Source organism: Bacteroides sp. (assembly GCF_019417265.1).
Lineage (GTDB): Bacteria > Bacteroidota > Bacteroidia > Bacteroidales > Bacteroidaceae > Phocaeicola.
On the sequence record NZ_DXVR01000019.1, the window covers coordinates 25,316 to 41,817 of the forward strand.

The 16,502-nt window shown below is 41.6% G+C and carries 11 protein-coding genes; 6 read left to right on the forward strand and 5 right to left on the reverse strand.

Annotation, left to right across the window (positions count from 1 at the left end):
* Positions 1-174 precede the first annotated feature (174 nt).
* Positions 175-2,340: a S46 family peptidase gene (locus QZ379_RS04245; RefSeq protein ID WP_291558683.1), complete on the forward strand. Its 2,166-nt coding sequence runs from the start codon at positions 175-177 to the stop codon at positions 2,338-2,340.
* Positions 2,340-4,502, forward strand: coding sequence for a S46 family peptidase (locus QZ379_RS04250; RefSeq protein ID WP_291558685.1), 2,163 nt, complete (start codon positions 2,340-2,342; stop codon positions 4,500-4,502). The genes QZ379_RS04245 and QZ379_RS04250 overlap by 1 nt, the downstream gene beginning before the upstream one ends.
* Before the next feature lie 62 nt (positions 4,503-4,564).
* Here the strand turns inward: QZ379_RS04250 and QZ379_RS04255 are convergent, their stop codons facing one another.
* From QZ379_RS04255 to QZ379_RS04265, 3 genes are read right to left on the reverse strand one after another with little or no spacing between them, the layout of a single operon-like run.
* Positions 4,565-5,404 carry an N-acetylmuramoyl-L-alanine amidase-like domain-containing protein gene (locus tag QZ379_RS04255; protein ID WP_291558687.1) on the reverse strand — a complete coding sequence of 280 codons (840 nt, stop codon included), beginning with the start codon at positions 5,402-5,404 and terminating at the stop codon, positions 4,565-4,567.
* Positions 5,394-6,017, reverse strand: a complete 624-nt coding sequence (locus tag QZ379_RS04260; RefSeq protein ID WP_291558703.1) for a trimeric intracellular cation channel family protein — start codon at positions 6,015-6,017, stop codon at positions 5,394-5,396. Before QZ379_RS04260 ends, QZ379_RS04255 begins: the two co-directional genes overlap by 11 nt.
* A gap of 27 nt (positions 6,018-6,044) precedes the next feature.
* Complete coding sequence (locus QZ379_RS04265; protein WP_291558689.1) at positions 6,045-7,661, reverse strand: DUF3078 domain-containing protein; 1,617 nt, start codon at positions 7,659-7,661, stop codon at positions 6,045-6,047.
* A 211-nt stretch (positions 7,662-7,872) separates the two neighbouring features.
* Here QZ379_RS04265 and QZ379_RS04270 point away from each other — a divergent pair, with 211 nt between their 5' ends.
* From QZ379_RS04270 to QZ379_RS04285, 4 genes are all read left to right on the forward strand, one after another.
* Positions 7,873-9,471: a CTP synthase gene (locus QZ379_RS04270; RefSeq protein WP_291558691.1), complete on the forward strand. Its 1,599-nt coding sequence runs from the start codon at positions 7,873-7,875 to the stop codon at positions 9,469-9,471.
* A 22-nt stretch (positions 9,472-9,493) separates the two neighbouring features.
* The gene (gene yidC / locus QZ379_RS04275) at positions 9,494-11,350 is read left to right on the forward strand and encodes a membrane protein insertase YidC (protein WP_291558693.1); all 1,857 of its coding nucleotides are present in this window, start codon (positions 9,494-9,496) and stop codon (positions 11,348-11,350) included.
* Between the two features lie 94 nt (positions 11,351-11,444).
* Positions 11,445-13,550 (forward strand): S9 family peptidase, encoded by a 2,106-nt coding sequence (locus QZ379_RS04280; protein ID WP_291558695.1) that lies wholly within the window; start codon positions 11,445-11,447, stop codon positions 13,548-13,550.
* Between the two features lie 4 nt (positions 13,551-13,554).
* Positions 13,555-13,965, forward strand: coding sequence for a secondary thiamine-phosphate synthase enzyme YjbQ (locus QZ379_RS04285; RefSeq protein ID WP_291558697.1), 411 nt, complete (start codon positions 13,555-13,557; stop codon positions 13,963-13,965).
* 188 nt (positions 13,966-14,153) lie between these two features.
* Here the strand turns inward: QZ379_RS04285 and QZ379_RS04290 are convergent, their stop codons facing one another.
* Both QZ379_RS04290 and QZ379_RS04295 read right to left on the reverse strand, forming a co-directional pair.
* Positions 14,154-14,804, reverse strand: a complete 651-nt coding sequence (locus QZ379_RS04290) for a carbohydrate-binding family 9-like protein (RefSeq protein WP_291558699.1) — start codon at positions 14,802-14,804, stop codon at positions 14,154-14,156.
* Positions 14,805-14,895: 91 nt separating this feature from the next.
* On the reverse strand, positions 14,896-16,401 hold the full coding sequence (locus QZ379_RS04295) for a TrkH family potassium uptake protein (RefSeq protein ID WP_291558701.1): 1,506 nt from the start codon (positions 16,399-16,401) through the stop codon (positions 14,896-14,898).
* Between the last annotated feature and the right edge of the window lie 101 nt (positions 16,402-16,502).

Sequence of the window (16,502 nt, forward strand, 5' to 3'; positions counted from 1 at the left end):
CATATTTAGTTACAAAAAGAATATTTTTATAACATAAAAACGAACTTATTTTATCCTTAAATGTTATCTTTGTAACCTATTTACTTTACTTTGATAAAGTAATGTATGCGTTTTTCCATCCAAATGGTCACTTTTGAAAAATTTAAACAATAACAATTCAAAAACTATAGTCAAATGAAGAAAATCAAAGTTTTGGCACTGGCACTCCTGTGCTCAGTATTCACGCCATCAAAGGCGGATGAAGGAATGTGGCTTCTGCAGCTGATGAAAGAACAGAATCTGGCTGACAAGATGAAGGCACAAGGTTTGAAAATGAACATTTCTGATATCTACAATCCTGAACAGATTACCCTGAAAGATGCTGTTGGTATTTTCGGAAGAGGATGTACAGGCGAAATAATCTCTCCTAACGGACTTATCCTTACCAATCATCACTGCGGATATGATGCAATCCAGCAGCACAGTTCTGTAGAACATGACTATCTTACTGACGGGTTCTGGGCTAAGAGTATGGAAGAAGAACTCCCTACTCCGGGATTGACATTCAAGTTTGTGGAACGCATAGTTGACGTTACAGACAGAGTAAACAGAGATATCGAAAAGGGAAAGATAGAAGAAGCAGAATCATTCGGAAGCGAATATCTGAAAAAGATTGCTGCCGACGAACTTAAGAAGAGCGACCTGAAGAAAGCTCCTGGAATCACTACAATGGCATTGCCTTTCTACGAAGGTAACAGATTCTATGTATTCTATATCAAGACTTACACTGACGTCCGTATGGTGGCTGCTCCTCCTTCATCAATCGGTAAATTCGGTGGTGAAACAGACAACTGGATGTGGCCTCGTCATACAGGCGATTTCTCTATGTTCCGTATCTATACAGACAAGAACGGAAATCCGGCCGATTACAGCAAGGACAATATTCCATTGAAGGCAAAGAAACACCTTACTATATCGTTGAAAGGTATTCAGGAAGGTGATTATGCCATGATTATGGGATTCCCGGGAAGCACAAGCCGTTATCTGACTGAAAGCGAAGTGAAACTGAGAATGACCGGAACAAACACTCCAAGAATTGAAGTTCGCGAAGCAAGACAGAATGTGTTGAGAGCAGAAATGGCTGCAAGCGACAAGGTTCGTATCCAGTATGCAAGCAAATTTGCAAGCTCAAGCAACTACTGGAAGAACTCTATCGGTATGAACAAGGCAATCATCGACAACAAAGTGCTTGAAACAAAAGCTGAACAGGAAGCACGTTTCGCAAAATTCGCTATGGCTAAGAAGAATGCCGACTATCAGGGTGTAGTTGAAAAAATCAACGAGTATGTAAAGGCAGTTGAACCTATCCGCACTCAGTCAACTTATTTCAGCGAAGTATTCAGAACAGGTATCGAGTTCGAATCTTCTTACACTCTCTTCAACAATCTGAAGAAAGCTCTTGAGAAAAACAAAAAGAAAGACATCGAAAAGGCTGTAGAAGCTCTTAAAGCAGAATTTGCAGATGTACACAACAAAGACTACGATCACGAAGTTGACCGTAAGGTAGCAAAAGTCCTGATTCCTCTTTACGCTTCTAAAGTTCCAGCAGACGCTCTTCCTAAATTCTACGAAACTATCAAGGCAAAATTCAACGGCGACTATAACGCATATATTGACGCTTGCTACAACAACTCTATCTTCGCTAATGAAGAAAACTTCAACAAGTTCATCAGCAATCCTACTGTAGAAGCTATCGAAAACGACCTTATGGTACAGTACTCTGAAGCTAAGGCTGAAATGAGCAAGAAACTTTCAGAAAAGCTTAAAGAGGCAAGCAAAGGTATTAACCTGTTGCACAAGGCATACGTGAGAGGACTTTGCGAAATGTATGCACCGGAGCCAAAAGCACCGGATGCAAACTTCACTATCCGTATGACCTACGGAAATGTCAAGCCATACGATCCTAAAGACGGTGTACACTATAAATACTACACTACTCTGAAAGGTGTAATGGAAAAAGAAGACCCACAGAATCCTGAATTCGTGGTTCCTGCAAAACTGAAAGAACTTTACTCTACAAAGAACTTCGGACGTTACGCTATGGCAAACGGTGAAATGCCTACATGCTTCCTTACTACTAACGACATCACAGGCGGTAACTCTGGTTCACCTGTAATGAACGGCAACGGAGAGCTTATCGGTTGTGCATTCGACGGTAACTGGGAATCACTGAGCGGCGACATCAACTTCGACAACAACCTTCAGCGTTGTATCGCAGTGGATATCCGTTATGTTCTCTTCATTGTAGAAAAACTCGGAGGATGCAAGAATCTTATTGACGAAATGACAATCGTAGAATAATGAAAAAAACTATATTACTATCACTACTCACCACATTCACCCTCGCCGGACATGCCGACGAGGGAATGTGGATGCTGACCGACCTGAAAAAACAGAATGCAGCAGTAATGTACGATATGGGGCTTGACATCAGCATAGACGATGTTTATTCACCAGACAACATATCGCTGAAAGATGCAGTGGTACACTTCGGTGGCGGATGTACAGGCGAAGTAATCTCAGCCGAAGGTCTTGTTCTTACCAACCATCATTGTGGTTACGGCTACATACAGCAGCACAGCTCTGTAGAGCACGACTATCTGACAGACGGCTTTTGGGCAATGACACGCGAACAGGAATTGCCTTGCGAAGGACTTACAATCACATTTATCGACAAGATACTTGATGTCACAAATTACGTCAAGGAACAACTCAAGAAAGATGAAGACCCGGAAGGGCTGAACTACCTGTCACCATCATATCTTTCTAAAGTGGCTGCAAGATTTGCCAAGAAAGAGAAAATCAAGACAGACGAATTTACAGTTCTGGAACTCAAGCCTTTCTATGGAGCCAACAAATACTATCTTTTCGTAAAGACAGTATATAAGGATATCCGTATGGTTGGCGTGCCTCCTTCATCAATAGGAAAGTTCGGAGCCGATACAGACAACTGGATGTGGCCTCGCCATTGTGGCGACTTCTCTATTTTCCGTATCTATGCCGACAAGGATGGCAAACCAGCCAACTATAGTGCAACAAACACTCCTCTGAAAGTGAAGAAACATATCGCTATCAACCTGAAAGGTGTGAAAGAGGGTGACTTTACTTTTGTAATGGGATTCCCTGGAAGAAACTGGAGATACATGATAAGCGACGAAGTGGAAGAACGCATGCAAACCACAAACTTCATGCGCGACACTATCCGCGGCGTACGTCTTAGAGTGCTTGGAGAAGAAATGGCTAAGGATGCAAAGACACGCATACAGTATGCTGCCAAATACGCATCGTCTGCCAACTATTGGAAGAACGCCATAGGAATGAACGAAGGACTCATTAAGCTGAAAGTTCTCGACAAGAAGAAAGAACAGCAGGAACACCTTCTGGAATATGGCCGTGAAACAGGCAACAACAGTTACAAGGAAGCCTTTGATGCTATCCGCTCAATAGTGGCAAAACGCAGAAATGCCGTTTATCATCAGCAGGCTATCTACGAAGCGCTAATGCTGGGAACAGAGTTCTACAAGGTTCCTGACACAGACGCACTCCGTAACGCTCTCGAAGCAAATGACAAGAAAGCAATAAAGGAAGAAACAGAAAACCTGAAAGAAGCTTACAAGAAGTTCTACAACAAGGACTACAATCCGGAAGTAGACCGTAAGGTTTCAAAACAGCTTATAGCTCTTTACGCAAAACTAATTCCGGCAGAACAGCGCATAAGCATTTTCAAGCAGATAGGTGAAAACTTCGGTGGAAACACAGATGCTTTTGTTGATGCATGTTTCGATAAATCTATCTTCAGAAGTCAGGCTGCACTTGATGCATTCCTTCAGAAATCAGACATCAAGACTCTTCGTGAAGACCTGATGGTACAATATTCCAAGTCTGTAAAGGACGGATACAACGCTACATCAAATGCAATGAAAGCCGAAACAAACGCATACAATCTTGCCCACAAGACATGGGTGGCAGGAATGCTTGAACTGAAAGCCAAGAACGGCACACCGGTTTATCCTGATGCCAACTCTACCCTGAGACTTACTTACGGCAAGATTGGTTCTTACGAACCGGAAGACGGAATGGAATATTTGTACTACACAACACTGAAAGGTGTTATGGAAAAAGAAGACCCTAACAACCCTGAATTCGTTGTTCCTGCAAAACTTAAGGAACTGTATGAAAAGAAAGATTTCGATCCATACGCAATGCCTGACGGACGCATGCCTATATGTTTTGCTACAGGAACAGACAATACAGGAGGTAACTCCGGTTCTCCTGTATTCAACAGCAAAGGCGAGCTGATAGGAACAGGGTTCGACCGTAACTACGAAGGACTTACAGGCGACATTGCCTACAACCCTCAGTTGCAGCGTGCCGCATGTGTTGACATCAGATACACACTGTTTATCATCGACAAGTTTGCAGGTGCAGGACATCTGATTGACGAGATGACAATCATCAAATAAACAGTGGTAATATAGATAAAATAATAAGCGGTTTTACTTCTCTATAGAAGTGTAACCGCTTATTATTTTACCCTTAGAACTCTTATTCCGGTATGCTTGTTTCTGTTCTTCAGATAATCGAATATTGTTGATGTGTCAATAATAACCTTCCCGTGAAGAGAGGATGCATGAAGCAGATGCAAACGTCCGTCTATCCATAACGCGAATCCCAAATGAAGGACATCAAGCCCAGAAATATTTGTGGTCAAAGCCAGGATATCTCCATCTTCAACAGGCAAATCAGGCTTAGACGAATTAAGAACACTTTTGGGGACATAAGGCATCTTATAATCAATCCATGATTTCTCCACCTTGCTAATCTCCGATATTAAAGAATCGTTATCTTTTAGTTGCCTGTACAGATTAGAATGCGTTGTCATATAATTCAACGAACAGATTCTTACGTCGTGTTCACCTTCCTGTGTCACTTCCCGCAATATACCTTTCTTTTCATTATCAGAAGCCCAGTCTGAGAAATAATGCAGACGCGAGGCATAACCGTCTGTCACTCCTCCTCTATACCTTATATATCTTAATGCTTCCGAAAAGTCATTATATCCCGGATTATCCTTGAACGATGACAGATATAACGCCAATACGGTTTCAACATATGTTGTACAGTCCAACGAATCTGTACGCACAATAAGAGTTTCATTCCTACCTGAATCCAATGTTCCACCTTTGTATGGAGTTCCAATAAAAGATTTAGCAAAGAACAGCAAGCGTTCGCTATCCATTTTATAACTTCTCTCTGAAGAAGCATTAAGCAGGCTGTCTATACGCAAGGAATCTGTCTTCGATGAAAATACCGTAGCGGTATTAATCAACGCCACCACTAAAAGGAGTAATATCTTATTTGTCATTTTCCGGTTCACCTTTCAGTATTGGCAATGTCACTTTGTATTTCACTGCTATAATGCGTACAATAAAGACTGTTGCTCCACAAACTATCTGTGATATATAGTTTTCAAGTCCGATAAGATAACACAACCAAAGTACTATTCCTCCCACAACACATGCCATAGCATAAATCTCTTTCCTGAAAATAAGAGGAATCTCGTTTATAAACACATCACGGATTACTCCACCAGCAGCTCCGGTTATACTACCCATAATTATTGCAACCCAAAAAGGATATCCAAGGTCAAGACTTTTTGTGGCACCTACCACAGTAAACAGTGCCAGACCGACACTGTCGAAAAGGAAGAACGTATTGTTCAGCTTTATCAGATACTGACGGAACAGAATAACGAAAAACATCGCCATCGCAGTACATATAAGATATATAGGGTCGGTCATCCATGCCGGAGTGACATCAAGAAGCAAATCGCGCAATGTTCCGCCTCCTATGGCTGTGGCAAGACCTACAACATATGCACCGAACCAGTCAAAACTCTTGGCAGACGCCAGACGAATGCCACTGATGGCAAAGGCAAACGTTCCGATAAAATCTAAAACTTCTACAAAAGTCGGTATTTCAAACATATTCTTCAATCAAATAAATTACCATGTATAATTCAACCCGAAGCTAAACAACTCCTGGAACTGGAAATAGCTTTCATCCGGATCCTTAGATACTCCATCATCATACCTTCCGTGCATAAACAGTTTGGTAGACAAATATTTATTTACAACAAAGGTAAAAGTATTTTCCCATTCGCTGAATACTTTCTCATAATTTGTCGTATAAGAGAATTTAGATTCCCAGAGCAATGATGGAATTATCTTCCACGTTAAAGTCGCATTAATACGAGAACCTATCTCGTTTTCCCGTTTGTGCCCTTCCTTAATATTGAATTTGGTCGGGTTCAGCCTGTCATCCATGATACTGTATAAAGTGTAGTTTATTGGGTTAAGCAGGACAGACAAATTAACCTTACCATCTTTCACAAACTTGTAGTCCATACCGAGACCGACGTTAAGAGTAGCAGGAGAAAATAACGCTGAAACCAGATTATCAGAATTTGTAGCATAATTGGAGAAGAACTGAGTCTGGAATTCGGCAGAAAGCGTATAATACCAGTTTTGTATAGCCTTATAACCTAACTTCGATGTAAGACGCAACAAGTCATTATTGGCCTTGTACGAGTGAACTGTATCAGAAGGAGCTGTAATAAAGCCCAATTTCCATTCCAACTTTCCTTCAAACTGAGTTTTCTGCTTGTCATCATATTTAATCTGCCATGTAAAACCGGAAAGAAATGATTTTGTGCTTTCACCACCCTTATACCAGTTCTCAGAGATATAGTTTTGAGAGAACTGAAGATATCCGTTTCCACCATATGTCCAGAAATTCGGCTTTAAAACCAATAACTCAGACTCGGCCATTTGGGCAAATCCGGCGTTGTTATCAATCAGACTTATTATATCATCTTCTTTATAAGCAGAAGTCATATCTTCATACGAAAGGAAATCAAGACTGTCAAGACTTGTTTCGTTTTTCAGTACAAGCTCCGGATAGTTAACATAAAAATCCAACAATTGTCTGTTTATGCGTCTGTCAAGTTCTGATGAAATAGGCATATGCGGCATACCTTTCTCAAGAGCAGCAGCCTTTCTTACCGAATCTTCAACCAGAATATCCTTAGGATACCATTTTTCAACTGTAGATGCTTCTTCAAAAGCTTTCGAATAATATGTCAGTGGAACTACAAACTTATAATAATCCGACTTCATTTGAATGTCGGAAAGAGATAAGTAAATGTCATCCCATCTGTCCTGCGCCCATTCCGAATATTTTCTGTAATCAGAATAAATCTTATTCAATTCTATTACAGACTTAGGTATTACAACAACCGGTTTCTTAGGCGCTGAAGGTTTTGACACCGTATTTTTCTTGACCACTACGGTATCGGACAAAACTTTACCCCCAGAAGTTATATTTAATGTGTCTGCATTAATCAATGAATCAGAATTAATCAAAGTGTCAGATGATACCTCCTTAAACAAGACAGTATCATTCAATAGAGAATCAATATCTATAATAGAATCTGACGGAATTCCGGTTTTAGATTTCAGAGCCAAAGAATCAAGTTCATAATCTGAATTGCCTACAAGACTCGCAAACAGACTGTTGATAAATAAAGATACCAATAAAAATAGAGCTGTTAATGTTTTCATTATTTTTTGTGTTATAAACTAAATGCAAAAATACAATATATTTCATTCAGTGAATATTAAATTCTATAGAAATATGTAATACAATAGGAAACCTAATACAGTATTTTCAATGTTTTGGCTTTTTATCACTTGACTTTCGGCTTTTTTTTATAATTTTGCACACTTGTAGAAATAGTTCTTATTTGAAACAAATTTTTAAACATACATTATTGTGGCAGAAACAAAGTACATTTTCGTAACAGGTGGTGTTGCCTCCTCTTTAGGTAAAGGTATCATTTCATCTTCAATAGGTAAATTGCTGCAAGCAAGAGGCTACAGCGTAACTATCCAAAAGTTCGACCCGTATATCAACATTGACCCGGGTACTCTTAATCCGTATGAGCACGGAGAATGCTACGTGACAGTTGATGGACATGAAGCTGACCTTGACCTTGGACACTACGAACGTTTCCTTGGCATCCAGACAACAAAGGCCAACAACATTACTACAGGACGTATTTACAAGAGTGTAATCGACAAAGAACGTCGTGGTGACTATTTGGGTAAGACTATCCAGATTATCCCTCACATCACTGACGAAATCAAACGTAATGTAAAATTACTTGGCAACAAGAACCAGTTCGACTTCGTTATCACTGAAATCGGAGGAACAGTTGGCGATATCGAATCATTGCCATATCTTGAAAGTATCCGCCAGTTGAAATGGGAACTTGGCAGAAATGCTTTATGCGTTCACCTGACTTATGTTCCTTATCTTGCAGCTGCAGGAGAGCTTAAGACTAAACCTACGCAGCACTCTGTAAAAGAACTTCAGTCTGTAGGTATCCAGCCAGATATCCTCGTGTTGCGTACAGAGCATGAACTGAGCCTTGGATTGAGAAAGAAAGTTGCATTGTTCTGCAATGTTGACGAGAATGCTGTAATCCAGTCAAAGGATATGCCTACTATCTACGAAGTTCCTCTCCGTATGCAGGAGCAGAAACTTGATGTTACAATCCTTGAAAAGATGGGATTGCCTGTAGGCGAAACTCCAAGCCTTGGCCCATGGAAAGACTTCCTGAACCGCAGATACAATGCAACAGAAAAGGTAAGAATTGCTCTTGTTGGTAAATACGATTTGCAGGATGCATACAAATCAATCCTTGAAGCATTGTCACAGGCTGCTACATACAACGACCGCAAGGCTGATATTCATTTCGTAAACAGCGAGAAACTTACTGACGACAATATTGCTGAAGCTCTGAAAGACATGGACGGAGTTATCATCTGCCCGGGATTCGGACAGCGTGGTATCGAAGGTAAGTTCGTTGCTATCAAGTATTGCCGTACACACAATGTTCCTACATTCGGTATCTGCCTTGGTATGCAGTGTATGGCTATTGAGTTTGCAAGAAACGTACTTGGCTACGAAGATGCAAACAGCCGTGAAATGGACGAAAAGACTCCTCATAACGTTATCGACATCATGGAAGAACAGAAATCTGTTACTAACATGGGTGGCACAATGCGTTTGGGAGCTTATGAATGCGTACTCGACAAAGATTCAAAAGCTTACGAAGCTTATCAGAGCGAACACATTCAGGAACGTCACCGTCACCGCTATGAGTTCAACAATGACTATAAGGAAGAATATATAAAAGCCGGAATGAAATGTACAGGTATCAACCCTGAATCAGACCTGGTTGAAATCGTGGAAATACCTGCATTGAAATGGTTCGTTGGTGTTCAGTTCCACCCAGAGTACAGCAGTACAGTACTGAAACCACACCCATTGTTCCTGGCATTCATTAAAGCCGCAATTGAAAAGTAATAAAATAAACTACTAAGAGAAAATGGACAAAAACACGTTAGTAGGCTTCGTTATGATTGGTGCCGTGATTATCGGATTCGGTATCTATAATACACCTAATCAGGAAGAAAGAGCTCGTGCGCAACATTATCAGGATTCTATACAACAGGTAATCAAGCAGAAAGAAGAATTGATGAAGAAGCAGGAAGCTGCTGCAGAGCAGAAAGCAATGATGATTGACTCCACTTCTACATTCTTCAATGCTTCGAAAGGTACAGAGCAGTTTATCACATTGAGTAACGACCTTATTGATGTTACGATATCAAACAAGGGAGGACGTGTAAGCAAAGCTGTATTAAAAGAATATAAGGACCAGAAGAAAGAACCGCTTGTTTTGTTTGACGGCACTGATGCATCACTCAATATAGGTTTTGAGGGCAAAAATGAAAACATCATGAGTAGCCAGATGTACTTCGATGCGACAAACGTAACAGACAGCACAGTAACAATGCGCCTGAATGCTGCAAATGGCGGTCATCTGGATTTCTGCTACAAGCTTATTCCGAACTCATACATGGTGAACTTTACTGTTCAGGCCACAGGAATGCAGAATTTCTTCTCTCCTTCTGTCAAGACCATGACAATAGACTGGAAGCAGAGAGCACGCCAGATGGAGAAAGGTTATACTTTCGAGCAACAGTACACATCTTTGACATACAAACCTGTTGATGACAGTTTCGATAATCTTGACAAGGCCAAAGATGAAAAAGAATCAATAAAAGAAGTTCTTGACTGGGTAGCTTTCAAAAATCAATATTTCTCATGTGTGTTCATGGCAGAAAAGAACTTTGAGAATGCTACTTTGGAATCAAAAATGGAACAAAAAGGCAGCGGCTACATGAAGAACTATCATGCAGACATGCAGACAGCCTTCGACCCTACGGGAACACAGCCAAGCAATTTCCAGTTCTATTTCGGTCCTAACCATTTCAAGACTCTTCTTGCAAGTAACGATTTGAGTTTTGCTGATAAAGATCAGGAACTTGAAGACCTCGTATATTTAGGATGGCCTATTATCCGCTGGATTAACCGCTGGTTCACAATCAACCTGTTCGACTGGCTGTCAAGCTGGGGATTGAGCATGGGTATGGTTATCCTGCTTATGACTATCATCGTAAAAATTCTGGTTCTTCCTACAACATGGAAATCATTCATCTCGTCAGCAAAGATGAGAGCTTTGAAACCATATGTTGAGAAGATTAACCAGAAATATCCGAAACAGGAAGATGCATTGAAGAAACAACAGGAAACAATGGCTCTTTACAGCCAGTACGGAGTAAGCCCGATGGGAGGATGTCTGCCTATGCTGCTTCAAACTCCTGTATTCATGGCATTGTTCTTCTTTGTTCCGAATGCGATAGAGTTGCGCCAGCAGAGTTTCCTTTGGGCAGACGACCTTTCGGCATACGACGATTTGATTAGCTGGAGTACATCTATACCTCTCCTCGGCAATCACCTGAGTCTGTTCTGTTTGCTGTTCAGCGTTACAACAATCATCAACCAGTTGGTTATGATGAAACAGCAAAACATGGGCGACAGCCCTCAGATGGCTACTATGAAGTGGATGATGTATATCATGCCGGTTATGTTCTTCTTCATATTCAATGAATATGCATCAGGACTTAGCTACTACTACTTCGTATCAAGCTTGATTGGTATCCTTACTACATGGGTTATGTACAAGGTTACTGACGAAAAGAAACTTCTTGCACAGCTTGAAGCAAACAAGAAGAATCCTTCACAGATGAAACAGAGCAGTCTGTTGTCAAGACTTGAGGCTCTGCAGAAAGAGCAGGAACGCCTTCAGAAAGAGCGTCAGGAAAGAATGAACAAGAAATAATCATCTGACAATCATATAATATTGTCATTCAGGGATAACACGCATTAATCTCTGGATGACAATATTTTTTTCGTAAATACTAATTATAATAATCATGAATAAAAATCTAATCACAATGACTGCCGCTACACTTATGTTGGCAACATCAGCATGCGTAAGCACTGAAAAGTCGGCCGAAAATGAAGCATCAATCATCGGCAAGCAGGAAATAAGCATCGAGAACGGACGCCTCACTCCTGAGGCTCTCTGGGCTATGGGACGAATAGGTAGCTCTACTGTATCACCGGACGGTAAGAAGATAGCATACACAGTTTCTTACTACAGTGTGAAAGAGAATAAAAGCCATACTGTCATATATATAATGAATTCAGACGGTAGCGAAAACACACTCCTTACTACTACATCTGCAAGCGAATACGAACCGGCATGGATTAAGAATGGCGAGAAAATAGCATTCTTGTCAAACGGTCAGATTTGGGAAATGAATGCTGACGGAACAGAGCGCAGACAGCTGTCTGATTATGAAGGCGGAATAGACGGTTTCAGTTTCTCACCTGACGGCAGCAAGGTTCTGTTCATTTCGCAGGTGAAATACGGAGAACGTACTGTGGACAAATATCCCGACTTGGATAAAGCTACTGGTATGGTGATAGACGAACTTATGTACAAACACTGGGATGAATGGGTACAGACTGTTCCTCATCCTTTCGTAGCCGATTTTGACGGAAACAAAGTAGGCACAGCCACTGATATAATGGAAGGCGAGCCATTCGAATCGCCAATGAAACCTTTCGGAGGTATTGAACAATTGGCATGGAGCAACGATTCTAAACAGATTGCATATACATGCCGCAAAAAAACAGGACTGGAATATTCTGTTTCTACAGACTCCGACATCTATCTCTACAACATAGAAAGCAAGGAAACAAGAAACCTCTGCAAAGAAGATGCAAATGACAAGAACATGGGATATGACACAAATCCCCGGTTCTCGCCTGACGGAACAATGATAGCATGGCAGAGCATGGAGCGCGACGGATATGAAAGCGACCGCAACCGTCTTTGTGTGATGGAACTTGCAAGCGGAAAGAAATCATATGTCACAGAATCATTTGAATCTGGTGTAGACACTTATTGCTGGGCAAATGACAGCAAGACTCTCTACTTCACAGGTGTATGGCATGGCACAAGCATGATTTACAGTACAAACCTAAATGGCGAAGTAAACAAGCTTACTGACGGTATGTACGACTACGCTTCAGTGGCATTGCTCAACGACGGCCAACTGTTGACAAAACGTCACTCGATAAGCGAGGCAGACGAGCTTTATACTGTAGCACTGAATGAGAACAACAAAGTAAACCGTATCACAAAAGAGAACGACCATATATTCAGCCAGCTTAAAACCGGCAAAGTTGAGCCAAGATGGACAAAGACTGTGGACGGAAAGCAGATGCTATCATGGGTTATCTATCCCGCAGATTTTGACCCTAACAAGAAATACCCTACCCTTCTGTTCTGCCAGGGTGGACCTCAAAGCCCTGTCAGCCAGTTCTGGAGCTACAGATGGAACTTCCAGATTATGGCAGCCAATGACTATATAATCATAGCTCCAAACAGACGCGGTCTTCCGGGCTTCGGAATGGAATGGCTGGAAGACATCAGCACCAACTACGGCGGGCACTGTATGGACGACTATCTGAGTGCTATTGATGATATAGCAAAAGAGCCATATGTGGACAAAGACCGTTTGGGCTGCGTTGGCGCAAGTTTCGGAGGTTACTCGGTTTATTGGCTTGCCGGACATCACAACAAGCGTTTCAAAGCCTTCATCGCTCACGACGGTTTCTTCAACATGGAGCAGCAGTATCTTGAAACAGAAGAGCTTTGGTTTACAAACTGGGATCTGGGAGGTGCATATTGGGAAACAGAAAACCCTGCAGTCAAACGTAGCTATGCCAACTCTCCTCACCTCTTTGTTGAGAAATGGGATACTCCTATCCTCTGCATCCATGGCGAGAAAGACTACCGCATCCTCGCATCACAGGGAATGGCAGCCTTCAATGCAGCCAAGCTGAGAGGAGTACCAGCACAGCTTCTTGTCTTCCCTGACGAAAACCACTGGGTACTGAAACCACAAAACGGAGTATTGTGGCAGCGCACATTCTTTGCATGGTTGGACAAATGGTTAAAGAAATAACATCATGGTACAGCAAGTTGAATTTTCTTTAACCCCAAAAAGGAAAGGCTTCCACCTTGTCACCCAAGAAATTATGAAGAATCTCCCTACTCTGCCTGAGCAGGGAATTCTTAACCTTTTTGTCAAACATACAAGCTGTGCACTCAGCATAAACGAAAACTATGACCCAAGCGTACGTTCTGATATGGAACAGATTTACAATCGCCTGGTAAAGACTAACGAACCGTATTACAGCCATACGGACGAAGGTGAGGACGACATGCCAAGCCATGCAAAATCAAGTCTGACAGGGGTTTCGCTCACTATTCCTATCAGCAACGGTCGCCTAAATCTTGGAACATGGCAAGGAATATACCTTTGCGAATTCAGATATTCCGGAGGAGCACGAAAGATAGTCGCAACAATTATATCATGATTTAAGCACTTTAAGAATACCATCCAGTGAACGGCTGATGAACACGCTGTGAACACGTTCAGCAGGCGTTCATTCGATGTTCACTACATGTTCGCTGAAACTGCAAACAACACGTAATAAAAATGGTCATATCACCACTCCACATTCAAGAGTATGATATGACCATTTATTTATATTCTACAACTGAACTATTTCTCAAAAACCAGTTTTCCGAAGAACTCAGGACAGTGGAAACAAGGCTGAGGTAAGTCTATCGGACTCCATGAAAGGAAATGCGGAGTCTGAAGCAAGTCGCCACACTTATAGAAATTACCGCGAAGAGTAATTCCTGATAAATCCTTTATATCATGATTAAACAATGAAGTGGCAGGAATTACCAAAGAAAGTTCCCACGAAGATTCACCGATACGTTCCTCAAAAGGTTCCCTGCCTAACGAAGACCATCTCTTCACATTTGCAAGCACACTTTCAGGCGCATGATGTCTGTCGCCTTTCTTACCGAAATTCACAAGCAATGTTCCGGCACAATTGCACTCGAAGTTATAATACTCATCTTCACCTTCGGCACGTACGAAAAACTCACAGCATGAGTCTTCCCATACTCTGCCCTGGTCGGCCGGAGCCATAGCTCTTACGCTCGCTTCAGTAACCATGTAGTTTATCAATATCGCTTCTCCCGTATGGGCTACCCTGAATTTTACACCCGGGCAATAAGGGAAATCGGCCCAATTGACCACGTCTATCGGATTGAAACCAACCGAAGCAGCATCCATCAGTTTAATTACCTCCTCGGCTGAAGGCATTCCGCCAGCAATTTTTCTTACTGTAATTTCTTTCATTATTATTTAAGTTATATGGTACAGACGCAAATATACGGAAAGTTTAATGCAGAAAAACAAGCTTGCTTGATTTTTTTGCTAAAACAGCTTATTATCTTTTTTCCCAAAAACTCGGTGCGAACATCAGCAATATGCCGAACAGTTCCAATCGTCCTATCAGCATAAGGAACGAAGAAACCCATTTTGCCGCTTCAGGGAGTGCACTCCATGAGAATGCAGGGCCGAAGCTACCAAATCCCGGACCTACGTTACCTATGCTCGACACGGCAATACCCAAAGCTTCAACCATTTCAAGCCCAAGAACCATAAGGACAAACCATCCTACAAATGTACTTATGATATAAAGCATGGCAAAAGTGGTAACAGTAGATATTGTAGAAGGAGAAACAGACTGACCGTTTACCTTCACCGGAAGAACGGCACGCGGATGCATAAGCCTGTTGAACTCGTTTTTCACATTCTGAAGTATTATCAGAAGTCGCATCGACTTTACACCTCCGGCTGTAGAACCGGTACATCCTCCGGCAAACATTATATACACAATCAGCACTATTGTGAAATGAGGCCAAAGAGAATAATCGTCAGTGGCATATCCGCAAGATGTATGAATAGTAACAACCTGAAAAAATGCACGACGGAATGCCAGTTCAAGTCCATAACCTTTTATGAAATACAACGCCAAGGTTATAATGGCAGTAACTACACCTACCGACATCAGGAAAAATCTTGTTTCCATATCCTTTAGCCAATGCCACGTTTTACCCTTGAATATAAGAAAGTACAGCGAATAGTTTATGGAAGCTAACAATGTAAATATCGTGATGACATATTCTATGAAAGGAGAATTCCAATAAGCTATGCTGTTCTGCTTGGTAGAGAATCCGCCTGTTGCAGTCGATGTAAACGAATGACATATAGCATCGAAAACGTTCATACCCCCTCCCCACAGCAAAAAAGCCTCAACTACAGTAAGAACAAGATATACCATCCACAAACCTTTAGCCATTTTACTTATTTTGGGATGAATCTTATCATGATTCACTCCGGTGGCCTCAGCAGAGAAAAGTACCTGATTTCCCACCCCGAAAATCGGAAGTATAGCTATAGTGAAGAATACTATTCCCAAACCTCCTATCCACTGTGTGAAACTGCGCCAGAACAGAATACCGTGTGACAGGGATTCAATATTATCAAGTATGGATGCGCCTGTGGTGGTAAAACCGGACATGGTTTCAAAAAAAGCATCAGTCACTGAAGGAATACTGCCGCTGATATAGAACGGAAGCATACCGAACAGCGTAAAAAACAGCCATGTGAACGCAACGATGCAATAACCATCCCTGCGCGACAGATTCTTGTCGGCATTTTTCCCTAAAAACAACAAAACACTGCCGACACCTACATTTATCAATAGTGAATATACAAAGTATATATAATCACTCTCCCCATACAAAAGGGATACAAACGTACATACCAAAAACATCATACCCTCAAGATAGAGAAGTATGCCGAGAATCCTGAAAATCATTTTCCGATTCAACAGGCTTTGGCCGCGACCGACCTCAACATGCATATGCGAACTTATGAAGTCTTCCATATCTTACAAAATTAAAAAAGAGGCCTTTAAAGCCTCTCTCTCTTACGTCGGGGTACCAGGATTCGAACCTGGGACCCCCTGCTCCCAAAGCAGGTGCGCTA

What these genes read in the sequence shown, in the direction of transcription:
- QZ379_RS04265 (WP_291558689.1), bottom strand. Translation starts at nt 7,661, where the DNA reads ATGAAAACATTAACAGCTCTATTTTTATTGGTATCTTTATTTATCAAC.
- QZ379_RS04280 (WP_291558695.1), top strand. Translation starts at nt 11,445, where the DNA reads ATGAATAAAAATCTAATCACAATGACTGCCGCTACACTTATGTTGGCA.
- QZ379_RS04245 (WP_291558683.1), top strand. Translation starts at nt 175, where the DNA reads ATGAAGAAAATCAAAGTTTTGGCACTGGCACTCCTGTGCTCAGTATTC.
- QZ379_RS04295 (WP_291558701.1), bottom strand. Translation starts at nt 16,401, where the DNA reads ATGGAAGACTTCATAAGTTCGCATATGCATGTTGAGGTCGGTCGCGGC.
- QZ379_RS04255 (WP_291558687.1), bottom strand. Translation starts at nt 5,404, where the DNA reads ATGACAAATAAGATATTACTCCTTTTAGTGGTGGCGTTGATTAATACC.
- QZ379_RS04285 (WP_291558697.1), top strand. Translation starts at nt 13,555, where the DNA reads ATGGTACAGCAAGTTGAATTTTCTTTAACCCCAAAAAGGAAAGGCTTC.
- QZ379_RS04250 (WP_291558685.1), top strand. Translation starts at nt 2,340, where the DNA reads ATGAAAAAAACTATATTACTATCACTACTCACCACATTCACCCTCGCC.
- yidC (WP_291558693.1), top strand. Translation starts at nt 9,494, where the DNA reads ATGGACAAAAACACGTTAGTAGGCTTCGTTATGATTGGTGCCGTGATT.
- QZ379_RS04290 (WP_291558699.1), bottom strand. Translation starts at nt 14,804, where the DNA reads ATGAAAGAAATTACAGTAAGAAAAATTGCTGGCGGAATGCCTTCAGCC.